Source organism: Vineibacter terrae (genome assembly GCF_008039615.1).
GTDB classification, from domain to species: Bacteria; Pseudomonadota; Alphaproteobacteria; order Reyranellales; family Reyranellaceae; genus Vineibacter; species Vineibacter terrae.
The window spans coordinates 1-12895 of sequence record NZ_VDUZ01000010.1; the positions used below are offsets into that span (position 1 = coordinate 1).

Genomic DNA, 12895 nt, shown 5'->3' on the forward strand with positions numbered 1-12895 from the left:
CCAGCAGCACGCTCGGATGATACGATGCCGACCCCGAGCCGCGATACGACTTCACCATGCAAGACAGGTCCAGCCGATCAATCACCTCGACCACGAACCGCGCCAGGTGACGCTCCGGAAGCCACTCGTCCACCGACGGCGGCAGCAAAAAATCGGTCTGACGATCAACTTGGCGGAAATTACTCATCACAACCACGCTGGCTCGAGCCAATATCAACCCTCGATAATGAATCTCATTCCAGCTCTCGGCTCAAGTCCGACAGGCTGCTAGGGTGATCGCAGGCGCTGCCGTTCACCCTCGCCCCGCGGCAGCGGGGAGAGGAGACAGCACGGCGGCAGCGCGCGCCGGGCTGGCGGCGGCGCGGCTCGCCCTGGCGATCTGGGTGTCGTGCGACAGCGGACATCCGGGCGCGTAGCGCCTAGAGGCCGATGGCGGCGAGGTCCGGCTTGGCGCTGTGGAAGCTGGTCGCATCCTGGAAGGCCTTGCCCAGCTTGAGCACGGTGGCCTCCTGATACGGCCTGCCGAGGATCTGCACCGACAAGGGCAGGCCGCTCGAGTGGCCGGCGGGCATGGCCAGCCCGCAGAGCCCGAGATAATTGCCGATCCGGGTATAGAGGGGTGGCAGCGGCGCCATCTCGTCGAACTCGGCCAGCACGGCGGCCGGGATCGGCACCGTCGGCATCAGCAGGGCGTCGAGATGCCGGAACTGCTCCTGGTACTGGCGCCGACGCTCGGCCATCAGCCTCAGCTCGGCGGCATAGGCTCCGGGCGCGATGGTGCGGCCATGCTGGACGCGGGCCCGCACGTCTGGCCCGATCGGCAGCTTCATGTCGTCGACGTAGTCCTTGTGCAGGCTGTAGGCCTCCGAGCCGCTGATCGCTGTCGTGCTGGCGATGATGCTGAAGAACCAGTCGGGCAGGCGCACGGTCTCGACCCGAGCGCCCAAGCTCTCGAACGTGCGCGCCGCCGCGCGCCACGCCGCCTTCACGTCGGCATGGGTGGCGGACGGCAGCACGGCCTCGTCGGGCAGCGCGATGCGCATGCCGCGCACGTCGGCCGGGCCACGCACGGCCGCGGTGAAATCCTCCAGCGGCTGGTTCAGGGTCGCCGGATCACGTGGGTCGGGACCGGCGAGGGCATTGAGCAGCAGGGCGCAGTCCTCGACGCAACGCGCCATCGGCCCGATCGAATCGAGCGTCCAGCTCAGCAGCAGCGTGCCGTGCAGGCTGATGCGGCCGTACGTGACCTTCAGCCCCACGATGCCGTTGAAGGCGCTGGGGATGCGCACCGAGCCGCCGGTGTCGCTGCCGATGCCGGCGGGCACCAGGCGTGCCGCCACGGCAACACCGGTGCCGCTCGACGAGCCACCCGGCAGGCGCTGCGTCTTGAGGTCCCAGGGGTTCCAGGGCGTGCCCATCAGCGGGTTGCGGCCGGAGCCGCCATAGGCCCACTCGACCATGTGCAGCTTGCCCATCGGGATCATGCCGGCCGCCAGCAGCCGCTCGGCGGTCGCCGAGGTCTCGGTGGCGACGCGCGCCGCCCAGGCCTTCGAGCCGCCGGTGCCGACACGGCCGGCGATGTCGCACAGATCCTTCAGCGCGATCGGCAGTCCATGCAGGGGGCCCAGCGGCAGGCCGGTGCCACGCGCGGCGTCGGCGGCATCGGCCAGAGTCCGCGCCTCGTCGCGATAGACCTCGACGAAGCTGTGCAGCTTGCCGTCGGCCTTGTCGATCCGTGCCAGGAAGGCATCGACAACCTGGCGGCTGGACAGCTGCCTGCGGCTCAGGCCGGCAGACAGCTCGGCCAGGGTCAGCTCGGCGATCTCGGACATGGTGGCTCCTCAGTCGGCGACGATGAAGGTGACCAGCTGAGGGTAGGCCGTGAGCAGGGCGACGGTCAAAATATCGGCGAGCACGAAAGGCCAGATGCCGCGGAACACATCGCCCAGGGGGATCTCGGGCCGCACGCCGTTCACGACATAGCAGGCCAGGCCCACCGGCGGCGTCAGCAGGCCGATGCCGCACATCTTCACCACCATGATGCCGAACCAGATCGGATCGTAGCCCAGCGCCACCACCACCGGATAGAATACCGGCAGCGTGAGCAGCATCATGCCGATGGCGTCCATGAACATGCCGAGGATGAAGTAGACGAGATAGATCGCGACGATCACCATCACCGGCGGCAGGGCGAGGTCGACGACCCAGCTCGCGAAGGCATCAGGCAGGCGGGCGAACCCCAGGAAGCGCACGAAGATCAGCACGCCCCAGATGATGGTGAAGATCATCACCGTGAGCTTGGCCGCTTCGAGCAGCGCGCCCTTCAGGTCATGCCACTTCATGCCGTACCACAGCGCGAAGCAGAACACCGCGAAGGCGCCCAGCGCGCCGGCTTCGGTGGGCGTCGCCCAGCCCCACAGCATGCTGGTGAAGATCAGGCCGATCACGATCCAGATCGGCGCCGTGCCGGGCAGCGATTCGAAGCGCTGTGCCCAGCTGTAGCCGGTGATGCGCGGGCCGATCGCCGGATTGCGCGTGCAGCGCACCAGCACGATGGCGGAATAGACCAGGGCCGAAATGAAGCCGGGCACGAAGCCGGCGACCAGCAGCTTGCCGATCGAGACCTCCACCAGGATGCCGTAGATCACCAGCAGCGCCGAGGGCGGGATCAGCGAGTCCAGGGTCGATCCCGCCGCCACGACGCCGGCCGCCAGGCGGCGGTCGTACTTCGCCTTCAGCATCTCCGGGATGGCGACGCGTGAAAAGACGGCAGCTGCCGCGGTGCTGGCGCCCGATACGGCGGAGAAGGCGGCCACGGCGAAGATCGTGCCGATCGCCAAGCCGCCCGGCAGCCAGCCGAACCAGCGCCGTGCCGCCTCGAAGCTGGTCTCGGTCATGCGCGCGTAGTAGGCAAGATAGCCGATGAGGATGAACATCGGCAGCACGGAGAGCGTGTACTTGACGGACTTGTCGTAGGGTATCGTGCCGGCGGTCATCAGCCCGGCCAGAGGCGACGGCAGCATGACCATGAGCCCGACCGTGCCGACCAGCGCCGCGGCGAAAGCGATGCGCACGCCCAGCACGGCCAGCGCCACCAGGCAGGCGGCCCCGATGACGCCGATCGTCAGCGGTTCCATCATCAACCCCGGCCCGTCTTCTGGCGTTGCTCGATCTCCAGGGCGCGCATCGCCTCGTCGATCTCCTTGCGCGCCGTCTCGGCCGTGGTCTGCACGATCGGAACCGCGACGGGCGGCAACGTCGGATCACGCAACAGGCGCAGGTAGCCGGCCAGCTGCAGCAGCAGCCGCAGCCACAGCACGGCAAGCGCCACCGGCACGACGAGCTTCGACGGCCAGAGCGGCAGCCTGATGTCCATGCTCGAATCGCCGATGCTCCAGGCGCGCTCGAAATTCTGCCAGGTGCTGTAGACCAGCAAGCCGATGATCACGAGGCCGATCAGCACGGCCAGCGCCTCGAAGAACCACAGCAGCCGGCCGCGCATCTCGCCCAGCAGGATCTCCATGCGAATATGGCCACCCTTGCTCTGGCAATAGGAGATGCCGGCCACCGCGTAGAGGATGGCGAAGAACTCTATCCAGTCGATATAGCCTTCGATCGGGAGATCGAAGACGGTCCGGCCCACAATCTGGAGCATGCCGACGATCATGAGCACGAAGATCGACAACGCTGCCGCCAGGTTGAGGCCTTCCTCCAACCGCCCGTACCAGTGGTCGAGCCGCGCGATCAGCGGCGCATCGGCGGAAGGCCGACCGGCGGCGGGTGGGGGGCCATGAGCGGCAGCCACGGTGCTTTCCGGAGACAGGTGTGTCAGCGACTCAGGTCTTCTTGCCGGCGTCCGTTGCCGTCTTCAGGATCAGGTCGAGCAGCTCCTGGGCCGGGATGCCCTTGGCCGCCATCTCCTTCACCCATTTGTCCCACACCGGCCGTCCGCCCACCTGGCGGAAGGTCTCGAGGTCCTTCTCCGAATAGGTGATGAACTCAAGTCCTTTCTGCTTGAACAGCGGCACGTACTTGGCATCCGATTCGCCGTAGGCCTTGATCAGATTGTCCTTGATCTGCGGCCGCACCTCATCGAACAGAGGTTTGTAGGCATCCGGCAGCTTGGCCCAGGCGTCCTTGTTGATCAGCACCGGGCAGGCCTGCGTGCCGGGCGCCATGTTTACCGTGAACCACTTGCTGATCTCGTAGGTCTTGTAGGATCCGTGCGCGTAGGTGCTGGGGAACGACACGGCATCGACCGCGCCGCGCTCCAGCGAGGTGTAGACCTCGGTCGCGTCGACCGAGGTGGGCACGGCGCCGAGATTGCGCATCGCTTCGCCGATGCCGCCGATGGCGCGCACGCGCATGCCCTTGAAGTCGGCCAGGGTCTTGGGCGGCTTGCCGCGGCCCACGAACTCGTATTGCGGCAGCAGGCTGGACACGTAGAACATCGCGTTCCACTTGCCCATCTCCTGCTGGATGTAGGGGTGCTTGTGATAGGCGTCGTGCACCTTCCATTGGGTCTCGAAGTCGGGCAGCGGCAGGAAGGGCAGGTCGAGTCCGGTGTAGGCCGGCTGCTTGTCGGGATGGTACGACGAGCAGATCATCGTCATGTCCAGGCCGCCGACCGAGAGGATGTCCAGCAGCTCCTTGGGGCCGCCGAAGCTCTCGTAGCCGATGGCGATGGTGAACTTGCCGCCGGTGCGTTCCTTGACGTGGCGGGCCAGGGTCTCGATGCCGGCCGTGACGGCGCGCGGCTTGCCCCAGGTCGCCAGCTTCCAGTTGACCTTGGGACCTTCGACCGTCTGCGCCGCGGCGCTTGAAAGGCTTGCGAAAAGCAGCGCAGCACCGACGGCCGCGACCCGCAACGGATGCGTCATGACGTCCTCCCTCGAACCACGGGCGGCGTTGGCCGCCGCTCCGTGCCGGGCGGATGTTAGACGGTTCGTTTCGCGAGCGCCACTGCCGTCGCGGTGCGGCGACGGCTAGGCCGGCGACAGCACGTGGATGGTGCGGCTGGCGATCATGTCGCGCGTCTTGGCGGCATAGGCGGCCATGTGCGGCGCCGCGGCGTGCGCCTTGAGCGCCTCCATGCTCTCCCACTTCTCGATCACCACGAACGTGTCGGTCCCGAGCTTGGCGCCGGCCGAGAAGCCGTCGGCATCGGTCGCCGGCCCGTACTCGACGCAGCCCTTCTCGGCATGCACGTTGGGCACATTGGCACGGAATTCCTTGAGGACCGCGTCACGCATCCCCGGCTTGGTGGTGATGATGGCGAGCACGTGGATCATGGTTCCTTCCTCCACTGGGCTGAATGGGATGACTATATACGGCGGCGCGTGCGGCGGGTGCCTTCACTTGGCGTCCGTGATCCGCGTGATCATGTCGAGCATGGTGCTCTCCCAGAAATCGGGATGGAACACCAGGTCGTGGCCATTGCGTGGCACGCCGCTGACGATCCGCAGTGTGCCGTCGCCGCCGGCGGCGCGGTAGGCGTCGAACCACGACTGGATGAATGGCGCGCTGTAGTAGCGATCATTGTCGCCGTACAGCCACAAGGTCGGCTTGCGGATCACGGCGCCGGCGCGTGCGAAGCGGTCGCGCGTGTAGCGGCCCTGCAGAAATGTCCGCTCGTCGGCCTCGCTCCAGGCGCCACCGGAGAAGTTGATGGCGCCCAGCGCCGACTCCGGACGCGCCGCGAGATACTCGATCGCGATCAGGCCGCCGCGCGACTGGCCGCCAAGCAGGATGCGATGGGCATCGATCTGCGGCCAGGCACGCACCGCGGCAAGCGCGGCATCGACATCGGCGATGTCAGACGCCATGCGCCGGTCGCCATACTCGGCCGTGAGCGGCCCGTCGCGCCGGATTTCCGGCAGCAGCGTGCCGCCGGAGCCGCCGGCGCCGCGACGCATCAGCTCGAGCACGGCCCAGCCGCGGCTGACGAACAGCCGCGCGAGCTCGCCGTGCCGTTGCACCAGAGACTCGACGCCCGGCGTGACATCGCCGTGGTTCATCAGCAGCAACGGCACCGGGCCGGGCACGACCGGCGGGTAGAATGTCGCCTTGAGCGTGATAGGCCGTCCCGTGCCGGGGTCGGTCATCGGGATATCGACCATGCGCCATGGCCGCGCCTCGGTGTCGGCAGGCGCTGCGGCGCGTGCCTGCGGTTCAGTCGGCAGCCGCTCGAAGATCGCGTAGCGCACCTCGTGCCACGTTCCGCGCCGCTCGAGGCGGGCGAACAGGCGGCCGTCGGGCAGCAGGCGATAGCGCCCGGTGACCACCGGCGACAATGCCGTCACCAGCTCGCCGTTCTCGATGCGGCCGGCGCTGCGAAGGAAGCCGGAGGGGAAGGGGCGCCAATGGTCGCGGTCGAAGCCATTGGTCACGGTCAGTCCGCCTGTGCTGCTGTCGACCTCGACTTCCACCGCCGCCGGCCGCGACTCGCTCCAGGCGTCGCGGCCCCATACGCCGAGGTACCGCTCGCGGCCGTCATGCACCCGCGGCTCGGCGGTCGTGCCGACGTCGCGGGGCAACGGGATCTGGCCGCGCGCGACAGTTGCCGTGGTCGCCGCAAGCATGAGCCACATGACGAGGCAGACGTGCCGGATCGACCGCATGGGCCGACCATAGCACCGTCTGCCGCCCGGCGCGCGCTCAGGCGGCCCGGCCGTGGCGCAGCACCCGTCCGGGCAGCGCAGCGTCTGCCGCGATGGCGTCGCGGCCGCCACGCCGGATCACGCGGCCGTTCACCACCACGGCATCGATGCCGTGCGCGTCGGCGATCAGGCGGTCGGCCCCGGCGGGCAGGTCATAGACCCGCCGCAGCTTGCTGGGCCCGACGGTGGCCGGATCGAAGACCACGATATCGGCCGGCCGCTTGTCGGCCAGCAGGCCACGGTCCGTGATCCCGAACATCTCGGCCGGTCGCTGCGTCAGGTGGTGCACGGCCTGCTCCAGCGTCAGGGTCTTCCTCTCGCGCACCCAGTGGCCCAGCAGATAGGTCGAGTAGCAGGCATCGCACAGCTGGCTGGCATGCGCGCCGGCGTCCGACAGCGCGATCACGGTATGCGGGTCGGTGATCAGGTCGGCGACCTCATCCTCGTCGAAGTTCAGCACCGCCATGCGGAAGCGGGCGCCGAGCTGGTTGTCGAGGCTGAGGTCGAGCGCCAGGTCGACCGGGTCCATGCCGCGCTGACGGGCGGCATGCGCCAACGGCATTTCCTCCAGCTCGCGCGCCGACGGCGCCCAGGCGATGATCGTGCGATCCCACCAGTTGCGCATGACCGGCGTGAGCTCGGCCGTGAAGCGTTGGCGCCAAGCCTTGTCGCGATAGGCGCGGGCACGGGCGCCGGGCGAGCGGGCCTCCTCGGCGGACAGCTCGTTCATCATCTTCATCACCTCGAAGATGAACGGGTCGGCGAAGGTGAACTCGAAGTTCAGCGGCCGGCAGCTCACCTGCGGGATCACGATGGCGCCGCTCTGGCGCTGCTCGGCGGCCAGATCCAGCTGCCGGCGATGGCCGCCGGGGCCGTACATGTAGGACAGCAGCGCCGTCCACGTGACCGGCACGCCGTGCTTGCGGCTGACCTGGGCCATCTCCTTGGTCGAGAACGACTTGCCGATGGTGATCTGCATCAGGCCGCGCTTCAGCTCGCCCATCGCCGACACCAGCGCGTCCATCTCCTCCACGGTCGCCTGCCGGCTGGGCACCGGCTTGCCGCCGAAGCCGTTGTGGGTGATCGACGCCGAGGTGCCGAAGCCGATGGCGCCGGCCTCCATGGCCTCGCGCACCAGCGCCTTCATCCGGTTGACCTCGTCGGGCGTGGCGGCGCGCTCGGTGGCTTCCTCGCCCATCACGTAGAGGCGCAGCGGGGTGTGGCCGAACAAGGCTGCGATGTTGATCGCGCTCCCGCGCGACTCGAGCGCGTCGAGGTACTGCGGGAAGGTCTCGAACGGCCAGTCGTCGCCCAGGCCCGCCTGCAGCGCGTCGAGGCTCATGCCCTCGACCTTCTCCAGGGTCTGCAGGATCAGCTTGCGGTGCGCCGCGCGCGTGGGCGCGACGCCGAAGCCGCAATTGCCGATCACGGTGGTGGTGACGCCATGCCAGGGCGAGATCGAGAGCATGCGATCCCACAGCACCTGCGCGTCGTAGTGCGTATGCACGTCGACGAAGCCCGGCGCCACGACCCGGCCGGTGGCATCGATGGTGGTGCCGGCATCGCCCTCGGCCTTGCCCAGCGCCACGATCCTGCCGTCCTTGACGCCCACATCGCCGGCGAAGCCTGGCTTGCCGCTGCCGTCGATGATGGTGCCGCCGGTGATCTTGAGATCGAATGTCATCGCGCCCTCCTTAGGGCCCGCGCCCGATGTGAACGATTGTTTACCAGCCGGCATTGTGCCGGTGCCGGGCCGGATCGGCAAATGCCTCTGGTGCATGGCTGAGCCGTCGTTAGATGTAGTAGGGTCGCCTGCCGCACTCACAGGGGATCCAGACCATGGCTACGCACAAGATCGCGGTCATTGCCGGTGACGGCATCGGCAAGGAGGTGGTGCCGGCGGGCATCGAGGTGATCGAGGCGGCCGGTCGGCGCTTCGGCATCGACTTCCAGTGGACGGCGTTCGACTGGAGCTGCGAGCGTTTCGCCAAGACCGGCGAGATGATGCCCAAGGACGGGCTGGATCAGCTGCGGCCGTTCGACTCGATCTTCCTGGGCGCCGTGGGCTGGCCCGGTGTTCCCGATCATGTCTCGCTGTGGGGCCTGCTCATTCCCATCCGCCGCGGCTTTGATCAGTACGCCAATGTGCGCCCGGTGCGTCTGTTCGAGGGCGTCCAGTGTCCGCTGGCCGGACGCAAGCCGGGCGAGATCGACTTCTATGTCGTGCGCGAGAACACCGAAGGCGAATATTCCGCCGCCGGCGGCCGCATGTTCGAGGGCACCGACCGCGAGTTCGTGGTGCAGGAGGCGGTCTTCACGCGCCAGGGCGTCGACCGCATCCTCAAATATGCCTTCGACATGGCGCGCACGCGGCAGCGCAAGCACGTCACGTCGGCGACCAAGTCGAACGGCATCATCCACACCATGCCGTTCTGGGACGAGCGCTTCGCGGCGATGAAGGAGCGTTATTCCGACGTCACGACCGACCAGTTCCACATCGACATCCTGACAGCCCATTTCGTGCGCAACCCGCATTGGTTCGACGTGGTCGTGGGCAGCAACCTGTTCGGCGATATCCTGTCCGACCTGGGGCCGGCCGTGGTCGGCTCGATCGGCATCGCCCCCAGCGGCAACATCAACCCCGAACGCGCCCATCCCTCGATGTTCGAGCCGGTGCACGGCTCGGCGCCGGACATCGCCGGCAAGGGCATCGCCAATCCCATCGGCCAGGTGTGGTCGGGCGCCATGATGCTGGAGCATCTCGGCCACAAGGAGGCGGCCGACGCCGTGGTGCGTGCCATCGCGGTCGTGCTCGCCGGCGGGGGCCCCAAGACGCCGGACCTCGGCGGCAATGGCGGCACGCGCGACCTGACTCGCGCCATCGTCGAGGCGGTCAAGGCGGCCTGAGGCTCCGTGCCGGTTCCGTAACCCTGTGGCAAGATGGCGGCTGACTTTCGCGGCCGGGATGCTATGCACCACCGCGAAAGCACAGGGGGTGAATGATGCTCAGACGCTCAATGTCGGCGCTGCTCGGCGCCACCCTCATCAGCCTTGCCGGCACGGCGCAGGCGCAGAACTATCCCAGCAAGCCCATCACCATGATCGTGCCGTTCGCGGCCGGCGGGCCGACCGACGCGCTGGCCCGGGTGATCGCCCAGAAGATGAGCGAGAAGCTCGGCCAGCAGATCGTGGTCGACAATGCCGCCGGCGCCGGCGGCACCATCGGCGTGGCCAAGGCGGCGCGCGCGGCGCCCGACGGCCATACCGTGCTGTTCACCCACATGGGAACGCTGGCGGTCAACATCGCGCTCTACAAGTCGCTGCCCTACGACAGCCAGAAGGATCTCGTGCCGGTCGGCATCGGCGGCACCAATCCCATGGTGCTGGTGACCAAGAAGACCTTGCCGGTGAAGGACTTCAAGGAGTTTGCCGCGTACGTGAAGGCCAACCAGAAGAAGGTGCAGTACGGCATGGCCGGCATCGGCGCCGCGTCGCACCTGGGCGGCCTGATGCTCAACAGCATGATGAAGGTCGAGGTGCTGGAGATCCCCTACAAGGGCACCGGTCCGGCGCTCAACGACCTCGTCGCCGGCCAGTTCGACTACATGGTCGACCAAGCGGTGAACGTGCTGGCGCAGATCCAGAGCGGCAACATCAAGGCCATCGGCGTCAGCACCAAGAAGCGCCTGCCGCAGCTGCCCGACGTGCCCACCATCGATGAGGCCGGCCTGCCGGGCTACGAGGTCACGATCTGGAACGGCCTCTTCGCCCCCAAGGGCACGCCCGAAGCGATCGTCACGAAACTGAACGCGGTGCTGGGCGAGGCCCTGGCCGATGAGGCGGTGCGCAAGCGGCTGATCGACCTGGCCGTCGACCTGCCCACCAAGGAAGAGTCGTCGCCCCAGGCGCTGGGCGCCTTGCTGAAGGCCTCGATCGAGAAGTGGGTGCCCGCCGTCAAGGCCGCCGGCGTGCAACCGGAATAAGACCTCATTCCTGTCATCCCGAGCTTGGGCGAGGGATCTCCCGCGGGTGGCGCACCTCACGCGCCATTCGCGGGGATCCCGCGCGGGCGTTTGGGGAGAAAGCGGACGTCGCTGCAGACAAGCGGCGCGTCGCGACGGTTGCATCGCGGCGCGGTTTGCGATATGAACGCCGCCCTTGGCGATACTCTTTGCGCGGGAGGCGTGCATGTTGATCAACATCAGCTCGTTCGTCTTTCCCGACCTGCCCGGTCTTCGCACCGGCCACTAGGTCGCCCTCGGGTGGATCGGCCAGCGCAGCGGCCATACCCGTCTAGCCTCGTCTTCTAAACGACAGCGACTCGTGCCGGCGCCGTGCTGCGGCGCGCGGGCAGCCTTGTCGCCTGCAAGGACCGGATGGTGCCCGCGCGCCGTCCGTATGCGGTCATGACTCTGCGTTCCTCCGATAGTGCCGGCGATCCGTTCCGGCGCACCCTGCGTTTCGTCTTCTCGCAATGGCGGCGCCAGCCGGCCCTGGCGCTGGCGATCATCGCCTGCGTCGTCGTGCTGACGCTGGTCGAGCTGCTGATCCCGCTGCTCGCGGGCCGGCTGATCGACGTTGTCGCCGACCGGCTTGCCGACCGCCGCACGTCGCTGGACGCGGCGATCGAGATCTTCATCGGGCTCGCCGGCATGGGCGCCGCCATGGTGGCGCTGCGCTTCGGCCTGTTCCGCGGCATCGTGCGCTTCACGCTGCATATGATGAAGCAGGTGGCCGAGGAGGCGTTCTGGCGCGTGCAGCGGTTCTCGACCGACTGGCACGCCAACAACTTCGCCGGCTCGACGGTGCGCAAGGTCAGCCGCGGCATGTGGGCGTTCGACCAGCTCAACGACACGCTGATGCTGGCGCTGCTGCCGGCCGTCTCGGTGCTGGTGCTGGCCACGATCTCGTTCGGCCTGCGCTGGCCTGTCATGGGGCTGGTGATCGGCGTCGGCAGCTCGGCCTATATCGTGTTCGCCTCGCTGATGGCGCTGCGCTACGTGGCGCCGATCGCCCAGCTCTCCAACCGCTGGGACACGCGCCTGGGCGGCACGCTGGCCGACGCCATCACCTGCAATCCGGTGGTGAAGGCGTTCGGCGCCGAGGTCCGCGAGGACCTGCGGCTGGGGCGCGTGCTGAAGCGCTGGCAGTCGCGTACGCGGCTGACCTGGAACCGCGCCGTGCTGAACGGCTCGGTGCAGCAGGCCTTGCTGCTGACGATCCGCCTGTCGGTGACGGGTGGCGTGATCATGTTGTGGTGGCAGGGGCAAGCGACGGCCGGCGACGTGGCCTACGTGCTGACGACATACGGCGTGATCAACGGCTACCTGCACAACATCGGCGATCACGTCACCAACGTGCAGCGCGCGGTGAACGAGCTGGAGGAGCTGGTCGGCTTCCACGACGAGCCGCTGGGCGTGGAGGACCGCGCCGGCGCCGTGCCGCTGCGGGTGACGGAGGGGCGCATCGCCTTCGAGAAGGTGGGCTTCCGCTACCCCGGCCAGGTGCGGCCGGCCTACACCGACTTCTCGCTCGGGATCGCGGCCGGCGAGCGGGTCGGCTTGGTCGGCCACTCCGGCTCGGGCAAGACCACGTTCGTCAAGCTGGTGCAGCGCCTGTACGACCTCGACGCTGGCCGCGTGCTGATCGACGGCCAGGACATCGCCGGCGTGACCCAGACCAGCCTGCGCCGGCAGATCGCGATCGTGCAGCAGGAGCCGGTGCTGTTCCACCGCTCGCTGGCCGAGAACATCGCCTATGCGCGGCCGGATGCCAGCCTGGCGGCGATCCAGGAAGCGGCGAAGCTGGCGCACGCGCATGACTTCATCTCGCGCCTGCCCAAGGGCTACGACACTCTGGTCGGCGAGCGCGGCGTGAAGCTGTCGGGCGGCGAGCGCCAGCGGGTGGCGCTGGCGCGCGCCTTCCTGGCCGACGCGCCGATCCTGATCCTCGACGAGGCGACGTCGAGCCTGGACAGCGAATCGGAGGCGCTGATCCAGCAGGCGATGGAACGGCTGATGCGCGGCCGCACCACCCTGGTCATCGCGCATCGCCTGTCGACGGTGCGCCAGCTCGACCGCATCCTGGTGTTCGACGACGGCCGCATCGTCGAGCAGGGCGACCACGACACCCTGATCGCGCGGCCCGGCGGCCTCTACCGCCGCCTGGTCGAGCGCCAGATGGGCGGATCGTCATCGCTGATGGTGGCGTAGGCATCATCACCTCGCCCCGGAGCG

General features: G+C 68.2%; 10 protein-coding genes and 1 pseudogene. 3 read left to right on the forward strand and 8 right to left on the reverse strand.

Annotated elements, in window-relative coordinates:
• From FHP25_RS41350 to FHP25_RS10700, 8 genes and pseudogenes are all read right to left on the reverse strand, one after another.
• Window positions 1-187 (reverse strand): annotated as a pseudogene (locus tag FHP25_RS41350) (IS5/IS1182 family transposase); the annotation flags it as partial.
• A 232-nt stretch (window positions 188-419) separates the two neighbouring features.
• A complete protein-coding gene (locus FHP25_RS10670; protein ID WP_147846922.1) occupies window positions 420-1832 on the reverse strand; it encodes an amidase in 1413 nt (470 codons plus the stop codon).
• Window positions 1833-1841: 9 nt separating this feature from the next.
• Window positions 1842-3140: a TRAP transporter large permease gene (locus tag FHP25_RS10675; RefSeq protein WP_218578320.1), complete on the reverse strand. Its 1299-nt coding sequence runs from the start codon at window positions 3138-3140 to the stop codon at window positions 1842-1844.
• Window positions 3140-3805 (reverse strand): TRAP transporter small permease subunit, encoded by a 666-nt coding sequence (locus FHP25_RS10680; protein ID WP_218578321.1) that lies wholly within the window; start codon window positions 3803-3805, stop codon window positions 3140-3142. Before FHP25_RS10680 ends, FHP25_RS10675 begins: the two co-directional genes overlap by 1 nt.
• 31 nt (window positions 3806-3836) lie before the next feature.
• Window positions 3837-4880, reverse strand: a complete 1044-nt coding sequence (gene dctP, locus FHP25_RS10685; RefSeq protein WP_147846923.1) for a TRAP transporter substrate-binding protein DctP — start codon at window positions 4878-4880, stop codon at window positions 3837-3839.
• Window positions 4881-4985: 105 nt separating this feature from the next.
• Entirely contained in the window at window positions 4986-5291 is a 306-nt protein-coding gene (locus FHP25_RS10690) for a putative quinol monooxygenase (RefSeq protein WP_147846924.1), read from the reverse strand.
• Between the two features lie 63 nt (window positions 5292-5354).
• Entirely contained in the window at window positions 5355-6581 is a 1227-nt protein-coding gene (locus tag FHP25_RS10695; protein ID WP_178133450.1) for a dienelactone hydrolase family protein, read from the reverse strand.
• A gap of 76 nt (window positions 6582-6657) precedes the next feature.
• Window positions 6658-8343 carry an N-acyl-D-amino-acid deacylase family protein gene (locus FHP25_RS10700; RefSeq protein WP_178133451.1) on the reverse strand — a complete coding sequence of 562 codons (1686 nt, stop codon included), beginning with the start codon at window positions 8341-8343 and terminating at the stop codon, window positions 6658-6660.
• Between the two features lie 155 nt (window positions 8344-8498).
• On the opposite strand from FHP25_RS10700, the gene FHP25_RS10705 reads away from it, so the two are divergent.
• The 3 genes from FHP25_RS10705 (at window position 8499) to FHP25_RS10715 (ending at window position 12871) form a co-directional block, all read left to right on the forward strand.
• The gene (locus FHP25_RS10705) at window positions 8499-9566 is read left to right on the forward strand and encodes a tartrate dehydrogenase (protein ID WP_147846927.1); all 1068 of its coding nucleotides are present in this window, start codon (window positions 8499-8501) and stop codon (window positions 9564-9566) included.
• 95 nt (window positions 9567-9661) lie between these two features.
• A complete protein-coding gene (locus FHP25_RS10710) occupies window positions 9662-10642 on the forward strand; it encodes a Bug family tripartite tricarboxylate transporter substrate binding protein (RefSeq protein WP_218578322.1) in 981 nt (326 codons plus the stop codon).
• Between the two features lie 423 nt (window positions 10643-11065).
• Window positions 11066-12871 carry an ABC transporter ATP-binding protein gene (locus FHP25_RS10715; RefSeq protein WP_147846928.1) on the forward strand — a complete coding sequence of 602 codons (1806 nt, stop codon included), beginning with the start codon at window positions 11066-11068 and terminating at the stop codon, window positions 12869-12871.
• The last annotated feature ends 24 nt before the right edge of the window (window positions 12872-12895 follow it).